The organism is Pantoea nemavictus (assembly GCF_037479095.1).
Lineage (GTDB): Bacteria > Pseudomonadota > Gammaproteobacteria > Enterobacterales > Enterobacteriaceae > Pantoea > Pantoea nemavictus.
The window spans coordinates 467,592-491,300 of sequence record NZ_JBBGZW010000002.1; the positions used below are offsets into that span (position 1 = coordinate 467,592).

Here is a 23,709-nt window from a genome sequence, read left to right on the forward strand (position 1 = left end):
TCAGTGATAAGCATTGTTTGCGGGCTGAACTTCACCGCGAGCAGGTGCATCTTCGGACAACGGAATGTCCGGACGCATAAAGAAGGTGAGCACGATGCCGACCATCAGCAGCACCACCGAGCCATAAAACGGCAGGCTCCAGTTGCCGGTTCTATCAATGATGATGCCAAACAGAATCGGTGAAATGATGCCCGCTACCGCTGAACCGGCGTTAACCAAACCGCTGGCCACGCCGACGTACTTAGGCGTGATCTCCATCGGCACCGCCCAGATGGGCCCAATGGTCAGTTCGAGGCAGAAGAAAGCCAGGCCAAGGCAGGCGGTGATCAGCGTCATGTTGGTAGAACTGATCACCGGAATCAGCAGTAAACCGGCGCTCAGGAAGCTAAAGATGATGACGTTACGGCGTGCGGCGACCACATTGCCGGTACGTTTCAGGATTTTGTCACTCACAATCCCGCCTACCGTGTTGCCCACTACGCCAGAGAGAAACACCGCCGAGGTGAACAGTGCAGACGATTTCAGATCCATGCCGCGACCATTCATGAAGAACGTCGGCAGCCAGGTGAAGAACAGCCAGCCCGTCCAGCCGTAGCAGAAATAGACGCCCATGGTCGGCCCAATTCGCTTGAGCAGCGCTTTCCACGGCGTTGGCGTTTTCACTTTGTCCGTCATATAGGCGTCGAGTTTAGGCAGGATTTTGCGCTCCTCATTACTCATCTCCGCGATGTGGTGCGGGTTGTCGCGGAAGCCGGCGATCCAGAAACCCAGCCATACAGCGGTGATGACACCTAATGCAATGAAGGAGAAGCGCCAGGAGTGCATCAGCACCAACAGCGCCACCAGCGATGGCGTGACGGCATTACCGAAACGGGAGAATGAGTGGGTGATGCCCTGCACGAAGCCGCGTTTTTCACTGGAGAACCAGAAGGTCATCGCGCGCGCCTGCGAAGGCAAGGCCGCCCCTTCGCCCACGCCGAGCAGCATACGTGACAGGAACAGTGAGGCGAAACCGCCGGCAAAACCGGTACAAATGGTCGCCACCACCCAGATGCTGCCGCAAATGATGATGGTTTTGCGGGCACCGAAGCGGTCCACAAACCAGCCGCCGATAATCTGGAACACTAAATAGGTGTAAGCAAAGGCGGAGAAAATCAGTCCCAGGTCGGTGTTGTTGAGGCCCAGATCCTGTTTGATCAGCCCTGCCGCCGTCGAAAGGTTGACGCGATCGACGTACATCAGAAATGACAGGGCGCAGAAAAGCGCCAGCACTTTTGTGCTGTATCGGTTTTTCATTGAGGAACCTTTTAGCGTGAGGTCAGAGGTTATGTTGGCCTTGCTCAAATGAACGCGTGTTGTTCATTTGTTATATTTTATCGCTTATTTTTCGCCTGCTCATTGTGAGCGTCATCACAATAAGCCTGCTAAGTAGTTTTCGGTGTTCAAGGTGTGATCGTGCTCTCAGCATGGGTTGTGAATGATGAACATATGCACAATCAATCACTAAGGCATAAACAAAAGCTCGTTCAATGCCATTGGCATTCTGTTCCAAAGGCGAGCATATGCACATTGAAGCAAAATGCGATGGTCGAGGTTAAAGCTGATTTGTTAACAAACGGGGGGCATATTTGAGATTTGATAGGAAGGGCTGATTCAGGCGTTATGCCGGAGCGCACGCGCCCCGGCAGTTAACAGATTTACATTTAAGCTACGCGCCAGCCGCGCGTCAGCTGTTTTTCTATCTCCACCAGCACGAAGATCCCAGCACTGACCGCCAGCGAAATCAGCCAATACTTCAGCGGCAGCGGCGCGGTGCCGAACAGGGTGTTCATCAGCGGAACATAGATAATCATCGCCTGCAGCGCTATCAGCACCACGGTTACCAGCCAGATGCCGCGATTTTTCAGTAAGCCGGCATCGAGTGAGAATCCATCGCTGTTGCGGCAGTTCAACATGTAAGCCCACTGCGCGGTCACCAGCATCTGCAGCAGCACGGTGCGGATGAATTCCGGTGAGTAGCCGCGCGGCTGGAGCCAGGCTTCCAGCACAAAGGCGCTAATCGAGATCAGCAGGCCGACGAAAATCACGCGCCAGATCGCATACCCATCCATCACGTGGCTGCGAGCATTGCGCGGTGGTCGACGCATGATGTTGCGCTCTGCCGGTTCGAATGCCAAACCAAACGACAGCGTTGCCGAGGTCGCCATATTCATCCACAAAATCTGTACCGGCGTCAGCGGCAGCAGGTTGCCCATCAAAATCGCAATGATGATCAACAACCCCTGGGCGAGGTTGGTCGGCATGATAAACAGAATGGTTTTCTTCAGGTTATCGTAGACGCGACGCCCCTCTTTCACCGCTGCGGCGATGGTAGCGAAGTTGTCATCGGCGAGGATCATATCCGCCGCCTCTTTGGTCACTTCGGTGCCTTTGATGCCCATGGCGATACCGACGTTGGCCTGCTTCAGCGCAGGCGCATCATTGACGCCATCACCGGTCATGCCGACGATCTCACCGCTGCTCGCCAGCGCTTTCACCAGGCGCAACTTATGCTCGGGACTGGTACGCGCAAAGATGTCATATTCACGCGCCGCCACGCCCAGTGCGGCATCGTCCATGTGCTCCAGCTGATAACCGGTGATGGCGGCATCGCTGTTGCCAATGCCCAGCATCTGCCCAATCGCCATCGCCGTTTCCGGGTGATCGCCGGTGATCATCTTCACGCGGATGCCCGCCTGCTGGCAATCACGCACGGCGCTAATCGCTTCCGGACGTGGCGGATCCATCATGCACGCCAGGCCAAGCATCTTCATGCCGTTACGTAGATCAGCGTGGTCGATATGATGCTGCGCTTCCGGCAGCCAGCGCCACGCGGCGGCGACGGTGCGTAATCCTTCGCTGGCGTAGGTGGTAATTGACGCTTCCCAATAGCGGCGATCAATGACTTCCGCTTCTTCAGCGCCCTGCTGCTGCTGACACAGCGACAGCAACACATCGGGCGCGCCGGTCATCAGCAGGCAAGGTTTACCGTCAATCAGGCAGCTCACCGCCATGTATTTATAGGCTGAGTCAAACGGCAGCTTGCTGAGGATCTGTACCTTGTCACTGTGGATGCCCGCCTTAGCGGCCAGCACTTTCAGCGCCCCTTCGGTTGGCCCGCCGACAATGCCCCAGTTGCCATTGGCATCCTGCCGCAGCTGACTTTCATTACAGATATCCACCACCTGCAAAAAGCCCTGCATTAACGCATCATTGTGCTCGCCGGCTTCAAGCGTAAACTCGCCTGTGGGTTCATAGCTGTTACCGCTGATGCGCCACTGGCTATTCGCCAGCACCACCGCTTTCACCGTCATCTCGTTCATGGTCAGCGTGCCGGTTTTATCCGAGCAAATCACCGTCATCGCCCCGAGGGTTTCTACGGTTGGCAGCTTACGAATGATGGCGTGATTACGCGCCATGGATTGCACGCCAAGCGACAGAATAATCGAAATGATCGCCGGTAAACCTTCCGGAACGGCCGCAACCGCCAGGCTAATCACCGACAGCAGCAACTCGGCGATGGCGATGTCGCGCAGCAGATAACCAAACACGAACAGCGCCACCATCATCAACATGATGATGGCGAAGATGGCTTTACCGAGCTTATCAATCTGCACCAGCAGCGGTGTTTTCGCCTCTTCGATGGAGGAGATCATCGCATTGATGTGGCCCAGCTCGGTATCGCCGCCGGTGGCGATAACCACACCCAGCGCGGTTCCCGAGCTGACCGTGGTACCGGAATAGGCCAGGTTCAGGCGATCGCCAAGCCCCTTTTCGCCTTCAAGTGCCAGCGTGTTCTTCGACACCACCGTTGACTCGCCGGTCAGAATCGCTTCTTCGACGCGCAGATTGTGCACCTCAAACAGGCGTAAATCGGCCGGGATTTTGTCTCCAGGACGCAACATCACCACATCGCCCACCACCAGATCCTGCGTGGCAAGCGTCATCTGCTGGCCGTCACGCAACACCATGGCATCGCTCGACATCATGTTCTGGATGCTTTTTAACGACTTCTCAGCATTATTTTCCTGGATGAAACCGATCATGGCATTGATAACGGCAACGCCAAGAATGACAAAGGTATCGACCCAGTGGCCCATCACGGCGGTGACCACCGCCGCCGCCAGCAGGATGTAGATCAATACATCTTTGAAATGCGCGACGAAACGCATAAACAGCGACTTTTCGGCTTTTTGCGGCAGCACGTTAGGCCCGTTGGTCGCTAACCTGTGCTGCGCATCACTGCTGCTCAACCCCGCGGGAGAGCTATTTATTGCTTTAAATACGGCGGCGTTATCCTGCTGATAATAGGGACGCGCGGATGCCTCCGGACGTTTTGGCTGAATAGGAATAACGGTCATAATTAACCCCGTGCGATTGAGTTGAATATAAAAAAGCGTGCAAAAATAAAACGCATACTTTAATTATAATTTTCAGCAGCGTAATGACCGGGGTCATGTTTTTATCTATTTTGAAGTGCAATGCTAATAGCGACAGCACTGGTTACATGGTGTTATTATTTGGAATTCCAATAAAAACTTATCGAAATTTTAATCTCAGGCAACCAAGAAAATAGTCTATTATCAACATGGAGAATTATTTTGAATAAAAAAGATAAACTGACAATTCCAATTATTATCTCCTTTATTTTCATTACTCTAGCATCAGCCACTATTATCGGTTTTTTTACTTACATTATTGCTTCACGCATGGCAGGATAATTAAACCAACCATCACACCCTAATTAAACAGACGTTAAACGCCGTTAATTTGATCCAATTAATGACCCTTACCTTGCGGAGGGTCATTATTTCATCGTCGACATCATGGCATATTCCTGCCCCTTCTTACTTATTGAGGCAGGGGCATGAATAATTGGCCAGTGCTGGGCGCACTTCTAATTTGTTTGATTTTAATTGGCTGTGACAATAAAAGCGGTGAAGAAACGGTCACACCTCGGGTAATTAAAGCACTTACGCTGAGTGAAAATACCACTGAGCAATTAAGGGTATTTCCAGCGCGCATCACTGCCGGTGATTATACCGAACTGGCGTTCAAACGTGCCGGTCGGCTGGCGCATCTGCAGGTGCGTGAAGGTAGCCATGTCAAAGCGGGCGATGTCATTGGCATGTTGATTGATACTGATGCGCAGCTGCGGGTCAACGATCAGCAGAACAAACTCCAGCTGGCAGAACGCCAGTATCAGCGCTTCCGCGCCTTATCAACGCGCAGTGCTGTGTCTCAAGCGGATATGGATCTGCAAAAGGCGAATCGTGATACTGCCGCCGTGGCGCTCAACATCGCCAAAGAGGAGCTGGATTACCATACCTTGCGCGCGCCTTTTGACGGCATCGTCTCCCGCGTCGTGTCACAAAATCATCAGGTGGTTGCCGCCGGACAAACGGTGGCGGTGATCAGCCGTAACGATCTGCTGGATGTCATTTTCAGCGTGCCAGAAAACCTGTTCACCTCTCTTGAGGTGGAGAACGCCAGCTACCAGCCAGAGATCAGCCTGAACGCGCTGCCAGGACGCTCCTTTCGCGCAGCATATAAAGAGCATCGCGCAGAAGCTGATGCCGCCACGCTAACCTGGCAAGTGGTGCTGACTATGCCGCGCCCGGCGGATTTACCGCAGGTGAGCGGACTCAGCGGTACGGTGAAAGTGCAGATGCACAACCTGCCAACCGCCAGCGCAACGCCGCTGCTGCGTGTGCCGGCCAACGCGGTGTTCAACCCCGATCGTAGCCTGCCGAATCAGCCTTATGTGTGGTTGATTAGCGGTGAAGGCGATGTGCTTAACGTCCAGCTGCAACCCGTGGTGTTGGGCAATCTGAGTGCGCAGGGCATCGAAATCATCTCCGGGCTGAAAGTGGGCGATCGCATTGTGGTCGCGGGGGTGAGCGATCTGCGTGATGGTCAGGCGGTGCGCCTGTGGACCCGCGAGCGAGGTCTCTAATGCGCCTGCTGGAACAATTTATTAAATACCCGATTCGCAGCTGGCTGGTGATCCTGCTGCTGGGCGTGGGCGGCATTTTTGCACTGCTTAATATTGGCCGCCTGGAAGATCCGCTGTTCACCATCAAATCCGCGGTGATCGTCACGCATTATCCCGGTGCCTCGGCGCAACAGGTGGAAGAGGAAGTGACGCTACCGCTGGAAAATGCCTTGCAGCGACTGCCCGCGCTCGACAGCGTTAGCTCAATCTCAAGCAACGGCTTGTCGCAGATTACCGTCTCGATTCACAGCCACTATCGGGCCGCCGAATTGCCCCAGGTGTGGGATGAGTTGCGTCGGCGCGTCGGCGATGCCACGCGCCAGTTTCCGCCTGGCGTCAGCGCCCCGCTGGTGAATGACGATTTTGGCGATGTTTACGGTTACTTCTTCACGATTTCCGGCGAAAACTTCACCAATAGCGAGCTGCGTACCTACGCCGATCAGCTGCGGCGCGAGCTGAATCTGGTGCCCGGTGTGGCGAAAGTGGCGATTGCCGGCATCGAGCAGGAGCAAGTCAACATCACGCTCTCCAGCCAGAAAATGGCGGCGCTGAGTATTACGCCACAGCGCGTGGCCGCCCTGCTCAGCAGCGTCAATGCCGTTTCTGATGCCGGGCAGATTCGTATCGGTAATGAAGCGATCCGCTTCCATCCCACCGGTGAATTCCAATCGTTAGATGAAATCAGCGCGTTGCCCATCTCGGTGCCCGGTAGCCGCCAGCAGGTGTTGTTGCGTGATATCGCCACCGTCAGCTATGGCGTTACCGAGCAGCCGGGTAATCTCTATCACGCCAATGGACACGCCGCGCTGGCGATGGGCGTCTCCTTCGCGCCCGGCGTCAACGTGATTGACGTCGGCGATGCGCTGAGCGCCAAAATCCAGCAGCACCAGCAGGCCAAACCGCTTGGCCTCTCTCTGCAGGTGTTTTATAACCAGGCGCAGGAAGTGAAGCAGTCGGTTGATGGCTTCATCAATAACTTCCTGATGGCGCTGGCGATTGTGGTGGGAACGCTGCTGCTGTTTATGGGCGTGCGCAGCGGCATGGTTATCGCCGCCTCGCTGGCGCTCAACGTGCTTGGCACGCTGTTGATCATGTATCTGTTTAAGCTGGAGTTGCAGCGGGTATCGCTGGGTGCGCTGATCATCTCGCTCAGCATGCTGGTGGATAACGCCATCGTGGTGGTGGAAGGCATCAAGGTCGATCGCCAGCGCGGCAAGCCGTTGCAACAAGCGATGATGCAGATGGTGAAACGCAGCGCGCTGCCGCTGCTTGGCGCCACGGTGATTGCCATCATCGCCTTTGCGCCCATTGGTTTATCGCAGGATTCCACCGGCGAGTACTGTAAATCACTGTTCCAGGTGTTGCTGATTTCACTGCTGCTGAGCTGGCTCACCGCGCTAACGCTGACGCCGATATTCGTGCAGTGGATCGACGGTCATCAGGCGATCGGCAAAGAAACCGCACAGCCCTATCAGGGCATGCTGTTCCGCCTGTATCGCCGCGTGCTCACCACGCTGCTGCGTTTTCGCCTCACCACGCTGGTGCTGATGGCCGCTTGCCTGGCGATGTCGGTTTATGGTTTTGGCTACGTAAAGCAGAACTTTTTCCCCGCCTCTAATACGCCGATTTTCTTTACCGACCTATGGCTGCCGTATGGCACTGACATCAACTACACGGCGCAGACGGCGCGTGAGATCGAAGGTTGGATCAATCAGCAGCCGGGCGTTGTCAGCACCGTGACCACCATCGGCCAGGGCGCGATGCGTTTTACCCTGACCTACGACGCCACACGTCAGTACAGCAATTACGGGCAGATTATGGTGCGCGTTCAGGATGCTAAGCAGTTGGCAGTGCTGGCGCAGCACACTGAACAGCACATTAGGCAGCACTTCCCGCAGGTAACCGAGCGCATCAAACGCATTAATTTTGGTAGCGCCAGCGATAGCGCGATTGCGCTGCGCGTAACCGGCCCCGATCCGATTACTCTGCGCCAGATTGCCAGCCAGATTGATGATATTTTCCTTGCTGAAGGCAGCGCCTTTGCGCCGCGTAACGACTGGCAGGCGCGCAGCAAAGTGATTCGTCCACAGTACTCGCCGCTGCGTGGTCAGGAGTTGGGCGTGGATAAGCGCGATATTGATCAGGCGCTGCGCATCAACTTCAGCGGCGATAGCGTTGGCCTGCTGCGCGAAGGATCGCGGCTGATGCCGATCATGCTGCAAACGGCAGCGCAAGAGCGGCAGAATATCGATCATCTCGGCAATATTCAGGTATGGAGTCACACCCAGCAGCGTTATGTGCCGCTGGCTAACCTGGTGAGTGATTTCCGCCTCGAGTGGGAAGACCCGCTGATTATGCGCCGTGACCGTATGCGGGTGTTGACGGTGCAGACCGATCCCGATCCAACCAGTGGACGTACCGCGGCAGAGATTGTGGCACGCGTGCAGCCCGCTATTGAGCAGCTTAAGCTGCCAGCGGGCTATCATCTGGAATGGGGCGGTGAGCTGGAGAGTTCACGCGATGCCCAAAGCGGGCTGCTGGGTGCGCTGCCGCTGGGCTTCCTCGTGATGTTTGTGATTACGGTGCTGATGTTCAACTCGCTGCGCGATGCGCTGGCGATCTGGATCACCGTGCCGCTGGCGTTGATTGGTGTCACCTGCGGTTTCCTGCTAACTGGCATTCCGTTTGGTTTTATGGCGCTGATTGGTTTGCTGAGTTTATCTGGCATGCTGATTCGCAATGGCATCGTGCTGGTTGAGGAGACCCGCCAGCTGGCGCAGCGTCAGCCGTTGCAGCAAGCCATCCTCGACGCCGCCACCTCGCGTCTGCGCCCGATTTTGCTCACCGCATTCACCACCGTGCTCGGCCTGCTGCCACTGCTGCGTGATGTGTTTTTCCAGAGCATGGCGGTGGTGATCATTTTCGGTCTGGGATTCGCCACCATCCTGACGCTGCTGGTGTTACCGGTGCTGTATCAGAGTTTTCACCCAGCGAAAAAGCTTTAATGCTGACATGTCTGGAGGTCGCCATTTATGGCGACCTCTGGCTCTGCTGCTACTCAACATCCTGATGTTGAGCACTGGCCAACAGTATTTTTTTCAACATAAAGGTCAGTGGAATCGCCAGGATCGCGCCAATAATACCGAGCAGCGCCTGCCAGATTAGAAATGCCAGCAGTTGTGTGGTCAGCGCCATATTCAGCCGCTTGCCTAATAACAACGGTTCAATCACTGAGCTTAGAATCAAATTCAACGCTACAAAGAATAGCGCAACCACTAATGCTGTTTGCATATCAAATAACATATAACTCTGCAGAACTGGCGGGATGGCCGCCATAAACGATCCCAGCACCGGAATATAGTTGAATACAAACATCAATACGCCCCAGAAAAAGGCGAATTTAAGCCCAAGCAAATGCGCACCGCCCCAGACAATAACGCCACCGAGGATACTGGTTAGAGTTTTTACCTGGGCATAAACGATCACGCTTTGAATACCTTCTTCAAGCGCCACATAATAGACCTGGTATTTTCCCTCAGCCTGTTTACGCAAGAGTACTTTCAGGTTGCGCATTTCATACAACATGAAAAATAGCATCAGAAATACCATCAGCCACCAGGAAAGAATGCTGGGTATTTGCGTGAGAAATCCGGTAACGAAACGCACGACTGCGCCAGCATCAATAAAGGTCAGCATGTCATTCGGCGTTAAAACAATCCCCAAATGCGCAAAAGTTTGCGTCACCGGCTCAAAGCGTTCGGCCAGTAACTGCGGCGCCTGGCGGCTGAGCTGGATTAAATCGGGGGTTAAAACCGTGAGTTTGATGATGGTGAAGACAATCACTAATAACAACATCACGATCACCAGCAGTGACGACAGCAGACGTGGAATGCGTTTCCTTTCCAGCCGCACGATCAGCGGATCGAGCATAATTGCCAGAAACAGAGAGAGCATCACCTGATTAATTAACGGCGATGCCAGATAAATGCCGGTAAGAATTATGGTCAAGGTGGCGAGAATTAACAATACGCGCAGCAGCCTTGGCCATAAAGGAAACCCATTCAGTCCCATCATAAAGATCCTTCATCCTATACAAAATGTATTATAGAGAAAAACCTATCCGCTGGGACTTGTTTGAGGTCAAACCGCCTATTATTGCCCGATAAATTCAGGCCGGTAGTAAACCGGCCTGAATGTCACGCGCGATTATTTGGTTCTGAATCTTCGGGTTAATGGCTTTTCGATCTCGACAATTAAGAACATCACGAAGCCAATAATCAGGGTGATAATCCAGTAGCGTAACGGCAGCGCTGTGGTACCAAACAGCAGTTGCATAAAGGGCGCATAGATAATCAGTAATTGCAGCACCAGCAGAACTGCGCTGACAATCCAGATACCTTTATTGAGCAGCAACCCTTTGCTTAACGAGAAACCGTCTGAAACACGGCAGTTCAGCATATAGAACCACTGCGCCGTCACCAGCGTTTGCAACAATACGGTACGAATAAATTCCGGTGAATAGCCGCGCGGTTGTAACCAGGCTTCCAGAACGAAGGCGCTGATGGCGATCATCGAGCCGACAAAGATGACGCGCCAGATGGCAAAACCATCCATCACGTGCAGTTTGGGATCGCGCGGTGGACGACGCATAATATTTTGCTCACCCGCCTCAAACGCCAAACCGAAGGAGAGCGTGGCAGACGTCGCCATGTTCATCCACAAAATTAACACCGGCGTCAGCGGAATGAGGTTCCCCGCCAGCAATGCAATGATGATCAGTAAACCCTGCGCCAGGTTGGTCGGCATGATAAACAGAATGGTCTTTTTCAGGTTGTCATAAACCCGACGCCCTTCCCTGACCGCGCTGGCAATGGTGGCGAAGTTATCGTCCGTTAGCACCATATCCGCCGCTTCTTTGGTAACTTCGGTGCCTTTTATCCCCATGGCGATACCGACATCCGCCTGCTTCAGCGCGGGCGCATCGTTTACGCCGTCGCCCGTCATCCCCACTACCTCTTTTTTGCTCTGCAGCGCCTGCACCAGGCGGAACTTATCTTCCGGGCTGGTACGGGCAAAGATGTCGTAAGCCTGCGCGGCCTCACTCAGCTGCTGGTCATCCATTACTTCCAGTTCGCGCCCGGTAATGGCGCTACCGGCATTGCCGATACCCAACATCTGTCCGATGCTCATGGCGGTTTGCGGATGGTCGCCGGTAATCATTTTGACGCGAATGCCGGCCTGCAGGCAGTCACCAATCGCGGTGATCGCTTCGGGTCGTGGCGGATCCATCATGCCGGCGATACCGAGCAGAATCATGCCGTGGCTCAAATCCTGATGGGTTAATTCAGTCTGGCCCGGCGTAGCGGGTTTCCACGCCGCTGCCACCATGCGTAATCCCTCACGCGCATACTCTTCAATTTTGGCTTCCCACCAGGCGAGGTCGATGGGCTGCAATCCGCTTTCCGTTTGCTGCTGTTGGCAATGCCGGAACAGTACGTCCGGCGCACCGGTGAGCAGCACGCACTCCTCTTCGCCAATGCGATAGTGCGTCGACATGTACTTATATTGCGAATCAAACGGAATTTTACTGCGCAGTTCGGTGGTTACCGTCGGTAAATGCCCTTTGGCCGCCAGCACCTTCAGCGCCCCTTCGGTCGGGCCACCGGTGATTTTCCACAGGCCGTTCTCATCTTTAATCAGCTGGCTGTCATTACAGAGATCGATGGTGCGCAGATAGCGCTCCAGTATCGAACCGGCCGCGACAGTTATCGGCGACGCATCATCGGCTTTATGAATCGCGCCGACCGGCTCATAGCTGACGCCATCAACGCGATAAATTTGATCGGCGGTGATAATGGCTTTCACCGTCATTTCGTTCATGGTCAGAGTGCCGGTTTTATCCGAACAGATCACCGTCATCGCCCCCAGCGTTTCCACGGTCGGCAGCTTGCGGATTATCGCCTGCTGCTTCGCCATGGTTTGCACGCCAAGCGAAAGAATGATCGAGATGATCGCCGGTAATCCTTCGGGAACCGATGCCACGGCGAGGCTGATCAGAGACAGCATCAGCTCTGAAACCGGCATATCGCGGAATAGCAGGCTAAAGACAAACAGCGCAGCCATCATCGCCAGAATGATCAGGAAAATGGCTTTACCGAGTTTATCCATTTGTACCAGTAACGGCGTACGGTGCTTTTCTATGTCGGACATCATCTGGTTGATGTGCCCCAACTCGGTCGCGCCACCGGTGGCCACCACCAGCCCTTTACCGCCGCCGGAGCTGACGGTGGTACCGGAGAACAGCAGATTGGTGCGATCGCCCAGCGGCAGATCGCCGGACAGCGCATCGGTGCCCTTCTCGACGACGGTCGATTCCCCAGTAAGAATCGCTTCTTCAACCCGCAGGTTGTGCGCTTCGATCACACGCAGATCCGCCGGAATACGATCGCCTGCGCGAATCACGACCACATCGCCTGGCACCAATGCCGTAGTGGGCAGCGTTTCATGGTTCCCGCCGCGAATCACCACGGTTTCACTGGAGAGCATATTACGGATACTCTGCAGGGATTTTTCCGCGTTGCTCTCCTGAATATGGCCAATTAACGCATTCACCACCGCTACGCCGAGGATCACCAGCGTATCGACCCAATGTCCCATTACGGCGGTCAGCACCGCGGCGGCCAGCAAAACGTAGATTAAAACATCATTGAAGTGGGCAAGAAAACGCAGCCAGGCCGGTTTACCGGGTTTCTGCGGCAGGGCATTTTCCCCGTACTGTTTTAAGCGTGTCGCCGCTTCAGCACTGCTTATTCCCTCGGTCGAACTTTGGGTACTGGCCAGCGTTTCATCGACAGAAAGTTGATAATAAGTACTTTCCGGTTTAGCAGTATTCATCGCTTTCTCCTCAAATCCTGTTTCGGAAATCAAGGCGGTGATATCCCATGATTAACAAATCGCCATTGAACGAAAAAATGAGACCTGACTTCCTCGGACTGAGAAGAGGTCCGCTTAGGATTGAATTCTATGTCATCTATGGCTACTCAGCTGGAGCCGGGCAGCCGAATTATCTATACGGAAAACTTTAAGATTTTGAAAAATGAACGCTATAAACGTAGCACAGGGAAATTCAACGCATTCATTTCGCAATAAAAGTTTTGGGCTTGCGCATCCAACTGTTAGCGCCGACTCGCTGTTTAAATGATTAATTTATAAATAAAGATAAAATTCATAAGGATGCCTGAATCAGCCCCCAAATAATGATTATTTGATGACAGAGCTTTACTCTAACTAAGTGGAACACAAACCCAATATAATCCATTTTCATGGAGTTAAATTCCATCAATATCAACAAAAATATTACAATCTATCTGCCTTTACTTTTTTTGACTTATGCGTCTATGCTCATCTTTAACAAAATCACGCTGTTAACACCTCTCACCTTTTATAGCGATGGCACAGTTTCCTTACGGTCATGGTTAATGGAGGCATCGATGCATGGTTATAGCCTGCTGCGTTTAAGTCTTTATGTTGTCTTTGCAATTGTCACTTGCTCTGCTGTCGGACTATTCACCTATGCGGTGGTTTCTATGCTTGGCAGATAAATAAGCCACGAATAAAACGTCAACAATTCACTCGTTGTTGCTGAGGATAAAACAGTGACTCGTTATTTTACGCTGATGGCGATTGTTATATTTATAACAACCGCTTGCGATCAAAAAAAACAGGACGTCGCCGCACCGCCACGCATGGTTAAAGTGATTGACGTTGTGGCTTCCGGCGAATCTCAACAACGCATTTTCCCGGCACGTATTGAATCCGGCGACTCTACCGAATTGTCATTCAAGCGCGGCGGACAAATTGAATCGCTGGATATTCGTCAGGGCACGCGCGTCGAGCAGGGACAGCAGATTGCCCGGCTGACGGCGCGTGAAGCGCAGCAGCGCGTCAACGAACGCCAAACCGCAGCCACGCTGGCACAACGGCAATTTGCTCGCTTCCAAACGCTCTCCGGTCGCCAGGCTATTTCGCAGGCGGATATGGATGTGCAGCGCGCCAATCGCGATGCGGCGAATGCTGCCCTGCAAATCGCACGTGAAGAGCTAAGCCAAATGACGCTCACCGCACCGTTTAGCGGCACTGCCGCTAGCGTCAATGTGCGTAACCATCAGGTGGTTGCCGCCGGCCAAACCATTGCGACGCTAACCCGCACCGATCTGCTCGACGTGGTGTTTAGCGTGCCGGAAAATTTGTTTACCGCGCTGGATATGCGCAACATGACCTACCGTCCGGTAGTGCGCATCAACACCCTGCCCGATCGGGAGTTCCAGGCCGAGTACAAAGAACATACCGGCAGCAGCAGTAGCAACACCTTGACCTGGCAAGTGATTTTAACCATGCCCCGCCCGGTGGATTTCCCGGCCGTGGGCGGCGTCAGTGGCACGGTGACGATTAATCTGGCGAATCTGCCCGCCAATGTGCATCGCGAATCGCTGGTGGTACCGGTGGAAGCGGTATTCAATCCCGATAACAGCCAGCGTAATCAGCCGCACGTCTGGGTGGTACAAGGCAGCGGCGATCAACTGCACCTTGAGGATCGTAAAGTCAGCGTCGGGGATGTGACCGATCGCGGCGTAGTGATTACCGCCGGCCTAAAACCAGGTGAACGCGTGGTCGCTGCTGGCGTCAATGAGTTGCATGCCCAACAGCCAGTGCGCATCTGGACGCGTGAGCGGGGGCTGTAATGGATATCTCCCGGCAGTTTATCGATAATCCGGTTCGCGTCTGGCTGGCCATTCTGTTACTGGGCGTCGGCGGCATTTTTGCCCTGCTCAATATTGGTCGTCTCGAAGATCCCGCCTTCACCATCAAAACCGCCGTGGTGGTGACGCACTATCCCGGCGCCTCCGCTCAGCAGGTAGAAGAAGAAGTGACGTTGCCGCTGGAGAATGCGCTGCAGCAGTTGCCGTATCTGGACAACGTCAGTTCGATCTCGTCCAACGGTTTGTCACAGATTACCGTCAATATTGCCTCGCGCTACCACTCCAACCAACTGCCGCAAATCTGGGACGAACTGCGGCGCAGAGTCGGTGATGCCGCACGGTCCTTTCCGCCCGGCGTCGCTGCGCCGTTTGTGAATGACGATTTCGGCGATGTGTTTGGTTTTTTCTTCGCCATCTCCGGCGACAACTTCAGTAACCCGGAGTTGGTGCAGTACGCCGAGCAATTGCGCCGTGAACTGGTGCTGGTACCGGGGGTGGGAAAAGTCGCGCTCGGCGGGGTAATCCCCCAGCAAATTAATGTTGATGTGTCGCTGACGATGATGGCGGCACGCGGCATTACTCTGCCGCAACTCTCCAGCGTGCTGAGCCGTCTTAACGTGGTTTCAAGCGCCGGAGAGATCAAAGCCGGAACGGAATCCATCCGCCTGCATCCAACCGGTGAATTTCAAAACATCGAGGAGTTGAGTGATTTGCTGGTCAGCCCGCCGGGCGATCACGCCACTACCCGCCTGCGCGACATCGCTACGCTGTCACGTGGGCTGAGCGAATCGCCCTCCAGCATTTACCATGCCAGCGGACGCCCGGCGGTCACCATGGGGATCTCCTTCATTCCTGGGGTGAACGTGATTGACGTGGGACGCGCGCTGGAAGCGAAACTGCAGCAGATGTCAGCGGAAAAACCGGCTGGTATTCAGATCAATGTGTTCTACGATCAGGCGGCGGAAGTGGCGCACTCCGTCAATGGCTTTATCGCTAATTTCCTAATGGCGCTGGCGATTGTGGTCGGCGTGCTGCTGATCTTTATGGGCGTGCGCAGCGGCATTATCATTGCGCTGTCGCTGGCGTTGAATGTGCTGGGCACACTGTTGATCATGTATTTGTGCGGCATTGAACTGCAGCGTATTTCATTGGGCGCGCTGATTATCGCGCTCAGTATGCTGGTGGATAATGCCATTGTCATTGTTGAAGGGGTGCTGATTGCGCGTCAGCAAAACTCGCCGCTCGTCACCACTATCAATTTCGTTATTCGCCGCACCGCCTTTCCGCTGCTCGGCGCGACCATCATCGCCATTCTGGCTTTTGCCCCCATCGGCTTGTCGCAGGATTCCACCGGCGAATACTGTAAATCGCTGTTCCAGGTGTTGTTGATTTCACTGCTGCTGAGCTGGTTCTCAGCGCTCACTATTACGCCGGTACTGATTAAATGGTGGCTGTTTAAAGCGCAGGCGGCAGCCCCTGTTAAGGCCGCCGCTTCACCTTATGATGGCGGCTTTTATCGCAGCTATCAGCGGGTATTACAGGTGTTGCTCAGGCAGAAAACCCTGACGCTTTCACTGATGGCGGTCCTGCTGGCGCTGGCTATTTGGGGCTTCGGTTCGGTTCGTCAAAACTTCTTCCCTTCGGCAAATACGCCGATCTTCTTCGTCGATCTGTGGCTGCCGTATGGCACCGATATTAAGTCCACCGAGCAGATGGCCAGTGACATTGAAAAATCGATTACCGGCCAGCAAGGCGTGCTCTCAACCGTGACCACCATTGGTCAGGGCAGCATGCGCTTTATCCTCACCTATAACGGACAGCGTCAATACAGCAACTATGCGCAAATCATGGTGCGCATGGACGATCAGCGCAATATCGCAGCGCTTACCCGGCGGATTGATAGCGACATTGCGCGCCAATATCCGCAGGTAAACGCCAGCACTAAACGCGTGATGTTTGGCCCTTCCGGCGGCAGCGCGATTGAAGTGCGCATTAAAGGTCCCGATCCCGATCGAATGCGCCTGATTGCCAGCGAAGTGGGCGAGATTCTCACCCGCGACCCGGCCACCGACAGCGTGCGCAATGACTGGCAAAACCGTAGCAAAGTGATTCGCCCGCAATATAATCTGGCGCTGGGGCGGGAGTTAGGCGTGGATAAACAGGATGTTGATAACGCGCTGGAGATGAATTTCTCGGGCAGTCGCGTGGGGCTTTACCGTGAAGGCGCCGATCTGCTGCCGGTGATGGTGCGGCCACCGGCCAGCGAGCGGCAGGACGCTAATCATCTTAATAATGTGCTGGTGTGGAGTCAGAGCCAGCAGCAATATATTCCGCTCAGCAACGTGGTGAATGGTTTCTCTCTGCAATGGGAAGATCCGCTGATTCTGCGTCGCGATCGCAGCCGGGTGCTGACGGTTCAAACCGATCCTAATCCGCTAAGCAGCGATACCTCAGGCGATATTCTGGCGCGCGTGAGGCCGCAAATTGAACAAATCCCACTGCCGCACGGCTATAGCATTGAGTGGGGCGGCGATGCTGAAAGCTCCAGCGAAGCGCAGCAAGGGGTGTTTACGTCGCTGCCGCTCGGCTATCTGGTGATGTTCGTGATTACCGTGCTGATGTTCAGCTCGCTGAAGAATGCCGTTGCCATCTGGCTGACGGTACCGCTAGCGCTGATTGGCGTGACGCCGGGCTTTTTGATTACCGGCATTCCGTTTGGCTTTATGGCGCTTATCGGCCTGCTGAGCCTGAGCGGCATGTTGATCCGTAATGGGATTGTGCTGGTCGAGGAGATTGAGCAGCAGAAACAGCTGATGCCGCAGAGCGACGCCATTCTCTACGCCGCAACTTCCCGTCTGCGTCCCATCCTGCTGACGGCGTTCACCACCGTGCTGGGATTGGCGCCGCTGCTGCGCGATGTGTTCTTCCAGAGCATGGCGGTGGTGATTATGTTTGGTCTGGGCTTTGCCACGGTGCTGACGCTGCTGGTGCTGCCGGTGATTTATGCCTGCTTCCATCGTCAACCGGACGCGACCGCGCCATGAATGTCACCGGTCTCAATGTTATCAAAACGCTGGGATGTATGGCGGCGGTGACGTTTTTCACCGTCTACAACACCTGGGATCGCTACGATTATGACTATCACTGGATTCTGGCGTTTCTGACCTTTATCTCCACTATTGCTACGCCGCTGTTTTTTGTCGTCGCCGGGATTATGGATGCCCGTTCCGAGCAGGATCTCAGCTGGCAGATGAGTAAGATTCGCAATGTGGTGATCGTGTTTCTTTTCTGGATGACGGTCTACTACCTGTGGGAACCCTATCAGCGCGGCTATCTGATTCAACCGTGGTTCGTCTTCTCGTTCATTATCATCTACAGCTTTCATCCGATAATGACATGGCTCAGTCAGCATCGGCGATCATTCTGCGCAATGGTTTTCGTGCTGCTGGTATTCTCGTACGGTTACGATTTGCTGGCGGTACTGCACCCAGACGAGGCGCTGTTCCGGCTGGAGCCGCAATATCGGCTTTGGACCTGGCTGCTGTTTTACTTAACCGGCCAGCTGCTGTGCGATCCGCTGATTGCCGACTGGATGGAGCGCAAAAAGGTGGCGCGCGGCGCGGCGATCGCCCTGCCCTTTATCTACCTGTTTACCTGGTTTTATGAGCAGCATTTCTTCTTTGCGTTATTCAAAGCCGATCGCAATGCCTTTATCCTGACCGGATCGCAAATCTATCTGCTGGTGGTAGTGCTGGTGATCGCCGCCAGCCGGGTACGTTTTCGCCATAATGCGAAAGTGAAAGAAGCCATCCTGGCGACCATCAGCAAAACCATGACCGGAGTCTATATCCTGCACTACTCGGTTTTCCACCTCGTCACGGCACTGATTCCCATCACCTCTTTGGCCACCAAACTGACGCTGATTGTGGTCACTTTTGCCGCCTCGGTGCTGTTATCGCGGCTGATTCTCGCCAGCGGCTGGCTGAAAAAAGTCATAACCCTTTAAGGCATGGCGCAACATCCGCCTGGCTGCTGCAGTCGATACGACCCTTTATTTGCAGCATCATAAAATCGTAAAACGGATTGGATGTATTGCGCATTAAGGTATCCAGACCGACGATCAGGCTGGCGGTTTCTCCACGCAGCGAAATGGTGCCAAAGCTGATGCCATAACGATTCTTTTCTGTCGGCTGGCGGCCATATAGCGAGTCGCTAAGCGGAAACGGCACGGCGATATGCGATAAAGAGTAGGTATCCTGTGGCCACGCGGCGTGCAGCGAACGCACCCTCTCCTGAGTTTCGTCGGCTGGCGTTATGCGCGCCACGGTTTCATAAGTGCTGGCTGACGCATTGGTGATCACCGTTGAGGCATAGCGTCGCGGTGCCGGTGGTAACAAATTGCTGACTGCCGAATAGAGTGCGGGCCTGAAGAGTGCGCGCAGGTTTGCCGCCTGGTTAACGTCAAATATCACCAGCTCGCTGCCGTTATCCGGTAAATAGCGATAAAAAGCGTTCACCACCGCGCGGGTGCTGACGGTGGAGTCCAGCACCGACTGGAAGGTTAGCACTGGCGGGAACGCCTGCAGGGTTCCACTGCGGATGACGTGCAGCATCTGATCCTGCATCGCCTGGGTTAACAGCCACGATTGGCGCGCCGCACGTACTGGAAAGGAGTTGTATTTAAACGGATTATATTCCGGAACGATATTCAGCCAGGCCGCCTTAGCGAAGCCTGGAATAATCGCTGGCCAGCCCGCTAATCCGGCAAAGCGCGCATAGGCGGTGACGCCAATCATCGGCGACAGCAACACCAGCTGTTGCGGCTGGCGCAGCGCGTTATTTTGCAGGCTATCGAGGCTGTACTTCACGGCTAACGCGCCGCCGTTGGAGTAGCCGACCAGATGCAAAGGCACGTTGTTTCCTGCCAGACGCGTGGCTTCCCGCACCGCTAAGCGCGTGACCGCCATCCACATTTGCCAGTCGACTTTGGTCAGCGAACCTGGCGCCGTGCCGTGCCCCGGCAGACGCGGCACCACCGCGACAAAACCCTTTTGCTGATACGCCTGCGCCAGATAACGCACGCTGTAGGGCGAATCGGTTAAGCCATGCAGCAGCACCACGGCCCCTTTCACCTCGCCCTCTGGTTCAAGGATAAACGAGCGATTCCAGTTGGTGTCAAATCGCGCCGGATATACCGGGCTTTGTGGGTTAAAACGGTTGAGTGCTGTTTTATCCTCGTCGCTGAGTTGATCGGTCACGTTGGCTTGCATGTCGTGGAAGATGTCATCTTCGCGTGCCAGATAATCGGCGAAGCTGGCACCATCAATCTCATCCGTCGACATTTCATGTGCCGACCAGGTATGCCAGCGATGCAACGGCGGCCCCTGCTCAGATTGATAGCCACGAATTACCAGGAACATGACCAGTAGCGCCAGCAAAGCCAGCGTAATTCGCTTCAGGAACTTGCTGATTTTAGTGTTGTGCAATGCGTTGGCTAAATCAGAAGGCATAGCGCACCCAGGCGAACAGCACGTTGCCGTTATTATGTGTGCCAGGAATATAGGTGAACTGCACATTCAGACGCTTGTAACCGGCAGAGAACAGCGGCAGCACAATTGGCAGCGGCACATAGTTGGCGAAATCGTCGCGCGCGGTAATACCGGCGGTTAGCCCGAGACCGAGACGAAAATCGCGCTGTTGATCCAGATACCAGCCCTTCTCCCAGCCATAACCGATGATCGGCTGCCATTCGTTATGCGAATCTTTAAACGCCATGGCATAGAGCGCGCTCCAGTTACCGTCTTCATTAATACGCGACACGCCTAACCCACCGCCCCACGGCGTTTCATTGTAGTTGTCCGTCTTGTCTTTATCGTAGGCGAAGCGCGCATGCCAGCTGATGAAGGGCAAATAGAGATCGTAATACTGCGGCTCCTGCCAGGTTTGAGAAACATCCTGCTTAAGCCAGTCCCAACCATCACTGAGCGAGTTGGCCGCCGTGGCGGGGAAGACAAACAGAATCAGGATGAAAAACCAGGTCGTCTGAAGAGTTCGCATAGTCTTATGCCTCTGAAATGCACCGCCAGAAAAAGGGTGTGGAAAAGCTGACGTGCTCAGGAAGCAGATCAAGCCACTTAACCGGTTAGATTATAGTTGCTTGTTATTGCTATAGGAAATGACCTGAAAGGGCTTCTGCGGGATTAACGGGGATCGCACTTTTTTAAACATATCAGAAGTGACCAGGAAGCCCCTTCGAGCTTCCTGGTTTTATATCAGAACGGTCCCCAGTTGATCGCCACACCAATCAGCAGCATCACCACGCAGATAACAAACCACACGGCGATGACCGGCGCGACAAAGCGCAGCCATTTACCAAACGACACGTTGGCCGTGGCCAGCACCGCCATCAGCACGCCGGAGGTTGGGCTCATGCAGTTGACGATTCCTTCACCGAGTAGCACCGTCTGCACCATAACCTGACGCGTCAAACCGAGGTTATCGCCGAGCGGGGAGAAAATCGGAATCAACAACGCCGATTCGCCGGAACCGGATGAGATACCGAAATGCATCAACGCCGCGCTGATAAACATGCCAATCGCTGCCGCCGTGGGCGGAATCGGTGCCAGCAGATCGGACAGGAAACCTACTATCGGGTCCAGCACGTTGCCCTGTTGCAGCACCAGCGAAATAGAGGCCGCCATGCCAACGATAAACGCGCCCTTAACCAGCTTGGAACAGCCGCCGAGGAACGTATTGGCGATGTCCGAACCGCTCATGCGTCCCATCAATCCCACCGCGATGGAGAGCAGAATAAACATCGCCGACATCTCACTGGTGCCCCAGTGAAACTTCACCGCGCCACTGATGAACAGGATCAGCGACAGCGCGACGGTAGTCAAAATCAGCTTATGACGACCGGTAACCAGCGCCGTTTGCCCGGCACCTTGCGCCTGTTGTGGACGCAGATGTCCATCCTGACGTGCGCGACGAATTGACCAGATCAGATAAGCCACGGCGCTGACCACAAACAGCAAACAGGTGATGCCGCGCAACAGCATGCCGGAGAACAGCGGCAGCTGCGCCAGATGCTGCGTCAGGCCGGTGGTCGCCGGGTTGAGGATTGCCACGTTAAAGCCCGCTGCACAGGTAAGATAAACCAGCGAGGCACCGAGAATCGGCGGCAATCCCATCGATCGCGCTACCAGCAGACCAATCGGCACAAACGCCACCACCGCATTCACCACCACGCCGGTGGTGCCGAGCAGGGCGAAGATAGTGCCGAAAATTAACACCATGCGCGTATCACTCAGGCGCGTGCTGCGCGAGAGCGAATTTAATGCCGTAGCAATCGCCCCCGTCTCCTCCACCACCGCCAGTACGCCGCCGGTGAACAGGATCAGAAAGATAATCGGCGCAGATTTCACCATCCCTTTGGCAATGGCGGTAAAAATTTCCAGCGGATAAACCCCGCTTTGCGGCACCGCATGCAGGCTATCTTTCACCGCAAACTTGATGCCGTCGCGCGTTACAAAATCGAATACGCCGGCTGGAATAAGCCAGGTGGCAACCGTCGCCAGCACCAGAATAATGAACAGCAGCATATACGGGCTTTGCCCGCTCTCCTGCACCGGTGCCGCGCTGCTGGCCTGCTGAATATTTAGCTGCGACATGGCGCTTCCTCCCCATCGTTTGCGAGGATCAAGCCCGCTACCAGCGCCGCGCGCGGGACGATATCAGCAATAATGATGTGTTCGTGGCGCGCGTGAATGCCTGCGCCGGTCGCGCCCAGGCCATCCAGCGTCGGTAAACCCAGCGCTGCGGTGAAGTTGCCATCACTACCGCCGCCGACCGATTTGCCCTCCAGCGCAAAGCCTAATGACTGCGCCACCTGCTGTGCGTGTTTAAACAGCAGCAATGAAGCCGGCGTCTGGCGCATCGGCGGTCGTTTCTGTCCGCCGCTGACGTTTATACCAATACCTGCACTAAAGGGGGTTAGCTGGCTGATGGCTGCATCGATGCGCTCAGCTTCCTCTTCGCAGGTAACGCGCGTATCAATGCCCAACTCCGCTTTATCCGCGACCACATTGATGCGACCGCCGCCGTTGGCGATACCGACATTGACCGTGGTGCCGCGCTCTGGCGCATTCAACGCATGTAGCTGCAGAATTTGTTGCGCCATCTCCTGGATCGCGCTCACGCCCTCTTCCGGATTGTTACCGGCGTGCGCCGCCTGACCGGTAATGGTGATGTCATAACGCCCGGTGCCTTTACGCGCGACCTTCAGCGCACCACTGCCCGCCACCGCCGGTTCAACCACTAAAACCTGATCGGCGCCTGGCGCATGTTGCGCCAGCCAGTCGCTGGAGCTTGGACTGCCCAACTCTTCATCGCTGTTGCACAGGAAAACGATGCGCTTACCCGCCAGCTGGTCCAGCGCCTGAAGCGCTCGCACCGCCCAAATCGCCTGCACCAAACCGGCTTTCATATCCAGCACGCCTGGCCCGAACAACTTGCCATCCTCTTCGCGCAGCGCCAGTTCGCCGTGATCCCAGACGGTATCGAAATGGCCAATGATGGTGGTTTGTGGCCCGTTTTCGCCGAGCGTGAACTTGAGGTGATTACCGTACTCAGGCTGCGGCGACACGCTGGCGCTGATACCTAAACGCTGCTGGAACAGGCTTTGCAGCACTTCTCCACAGCGATCAACCGCTGCTTTGTCGAGCGAAGGCGATTCCGCCGCCACCAGACGTTTGATGTCTCCCAGAATCTCAGCGGCATGTTGTTGCAAATAATCTTTTATATTTTTCATGTTAGTACCCATCTGTCTTAGTGTCCGAGCCAGTATGCGCAGAAACATTGCCGTTAAAAAATGAGGAGTAAATGTTAATATTGTTGCCCTGAGAGCAACAGATTGGC

Annotated in this window: 13 protein-coding genes; 5 read left to right on the forward strand and 8 right to left on the reverse strand. The window is 54.8% G+C overall.

Going from position 1 to position 23,709, the window contains the following annotated elements:
* Complete coding sequence (locus WH298_RS21745; RefSeq protein ID WP_180824014.1) at positions 1-1,296, reverse strand: MFS transporter; 1,296 nt, start codon at positions 1,294-1,296, stop codon at positions 1-3.
* A gap of 407 nt (positions 1,297-1,703) precedes the next feature.
* On the reverse strand, positions 1,704-4,400 hold the full coding sequence (locus WH298_RS21750) for a cation-transporting P-type ATPase (RefSeq protein WP_180824015.1): 2,697 nt from the start codon (positions 4,398-4,400) through the stop codon (positions 1,704-1,706).
* A gap of 506 nt (positions 4,401-4,906) precedes the next feature.
* On the opposite strand from WH298_RS21750, the gene WH298_RS21755 reads away from it, so the two are divergent.
* Entirely contained in the window at positions 4,907-5,995 is a 1,089-nt protein-coding gene (locus tag WH298_RS21755) for an efflux RND transporter periplasmic adaptor subunit (RefSeq protein WP_180824016.1), read from the forward strand.
* A complete protein-coding gene (locus tag WH298_RS21760; protein ID WP_180824017.1) occupies positions 5,995-9,039 on the forward strand; it encodes an efflux RND transporter permease subunit in 3,045 nt (1,014 codons plus the stop codon). Before WH298_RS21755 ends, WH298_RS21760 begins: the two co-directional genes overlap by 1 nt.
* Before the next feature lie 49 nt (positions 9,040-9,088).
* Here the strand turns inward: WH298_RS21760 and WH298_RS21765 are convergent, their stop codons facing one another.
* On the reverse strand, positions 9,089-10,105 hold the full coding sequence (locus tag WH298_RS21765; protein ID WP_180824303.1) for an AI-2E family transporter: 1,017 nt from the start codon (positions 10,103-10,105) through the stop codon (positions 9,089-9,091).
* Positions 10,106-10,240: 135 nt separating this feature from the next.
* Positions 10,241-12,928, reverse strand: coding sequence for a cation-transporting P-type ATPase (locus WH298_RS21770; RefSeq protein WP_180824018.1), 2,688 nt, complete (start codon positions 12,926-12,928; stop codon positions 10,241-10,243).
* A gap of 761 nt (positions 12,929-13,689) precedes the next feature.
* Between WH298_RS21770 and WH298_RS21775 the strand changes: the two genes are divergently transcribed.
* Genes WH298_RS21775 through WH298_RS21785 form a run of 3 tightly spaced genes read left to right on the forward strand, consistent with a single transcriptional unit; the run spans position 13,690 to position 18,799 of the window.
* Positions 13,690-14,775, forward strand: a complete 1,086-nt coding sequence (locus tag WH298_RS21775; protein ID WP_180824019.1) for an efflux RND transporter periplasmic adaptor subunit — start codon at positions 13,690-13,692, stop codon at positions 14,773-14,775.
* A complete protein-coding gene (locus WH298_RS21780) occupies positions 14,775-17,837 on the forward strand; it encodes an efflux RND transporter permease subunit (protein ID WP_180824020.1) in 3,063 nt (1,020 codons plus the stop codon). Before WH298_RS21775 ends, WH298_RS21780 begins: the two co-directional genes overlap by 1 nt.
* Positions 17,834-18,799, forward strand: coding sequence for an acyltransferase (locus WH298_RS21785; RefSeq protein WP_180824021.1), 966 nt, complete (start codon positions 17,834-17,836; stop codon positions 18,797-18,799). Before WH298_RS21780 ends, WH298_RS21785 begins: the two co-directional genes overlap by 4 nt.
* Here WH298_RS21785 and WH298_RS21790 read toward each other — a convergent pair.
* From WH298_RS21790 to WH298_RS21805, 4 genes are all read right to left on the reverse strand, one after another.
* On the reverse strand, positions 18,786-20,303 hold the full coding sequence (locus WH298_RS21790) for an alpha/beta hydrolase (RefSeq protein WP_180824022.1): 1,518 nt from the start codon (positions 20,301-20,303) through the stop codon (positions 18,786-18,788). The genes WH298_RS21785 and WH298_RS21790 overlap by 14 nt on opposite strands.
* Positions 20,293-20,850, reverse strand: coding sequence for a lipid IV(A) palmitoyltransferase PagP (pagP, locus tag WH298_RS21795; RefSeq protein ID WP_180824023.1), 558 nt, complete (start codon positions 20,848-20,850; stop codon positions 20,293-20,295). Before pagP ends, WH298_RS21790 begins: the two co-directional genes overlap by 11 nt.
* 215 nt (positions 20,851-21,065) lie before the next feature.
* The gene (locus WH298_RS21800; protein ID WP_180824024.1) at positions 21,066-22,463 is read right to left on the reverse strand and encodes a YfcC family protein; all 1,398 of its coding nucleotides are present in this window, start codon (positions 22,461-22,463) and stop codon (positions 21,066-21,068) included.
* Positions 22,451-23,602 (reverse strand): M20 family metallopeptidase, encoded by a 1,152-nt coding sequence (locus WH298_RS21805; protein ID WP_180824025.1) that lies wholly within the window; start codon positions 23,600-23,602, stop codon positions 22,451-22,453. Before WH298_RS21805 ends, WH298_RS21800 begins: the two co-directional genes overlap by 13 nt.
* Positions 23,603-23,709: the final 107 nt, after the last annotated feature.

Coding starts and splice junctions, on each gene's coding strand:
- WH298_RS21745 (WP_180824014.1), bottom strand. CDS start 1,296: ATGAAAAACCGATACAGCACAAAAGTGCTGGCGCTTTTCTGCGCCCTG.
- pagP (WP_180824023.1), bottom strand. CDS start 20,850: ATGCGAACTCTTCAGACGACCTGGTTTTTCATCCTGATTCTGTTTGTC.
- WH298_RS21800 (WP_180824024.1), bottom strand. CDS start 22,463: ATGTCGCAGCTAAATATTCAGCAGGCCAGCAGCGCGGCACCGGTGCAG.
- WH298_RS21760 (WP_180824017.1), top strand. CDS start 5,995: ATGCGCCTGCTGGAACAATTTATTAAATACCCGATTCGCAGCTGGCTG.
- WH298_RS21765 (WP_180824303.1), bottom strand. CDS start 10,105: ATGGGACTGAATGGGTTTCCTTTATGGCCAAGGCTGCTGCGCGTATTG.
- WH298_RS21790 (WP_180824022.1), bottom strand. CDS start 20,303: ATGCCTTCTGATTTAGCCAACGCATTGCACAACACTAAAATCAGCAAG.
- WH298_RS21750 (WP_180824015.1), bottom strand. CDS start 4,400: ATGACCGTTATTCCTATTCAGCCAAAACGTCCGGAGGCATCCGCGCGT.
- WH298_RS21805 (WP_180824025.1), bottom strand. CDS start 23,602: ATGAAAAATATAAAAGATTATTTGCAACAACATGCCGCTGAGATTCTG.
- WH298_RS21755 (WP_180824016.1), top strand. CDS start 4,907: ATGAATAATTGGCCAGTGCTGGGCGCACTTCTAATTTGTTTGATTTTA.
- WH298_RS21785 (WP_180824021.1), top strand. CDS start 17,834: ATGAATGTCACCGGTCTCAATGTTATCAAAACGCTGGGATGTATGGCG.
- WH298_RS21770 (WP_180824018.1), bottom strand. CDS start 12,928: ATGAATACTGCTAAACCGGAAAGTACTTATTATCAACTTTCTGTCGAT.
- WH298_RS21780 (WP_180824020.1), top strand. CDS start 14,775: ATGGATATCTCCCGGCAGTTTATCGATAATCCGGTTCGCGTCTGGCTG.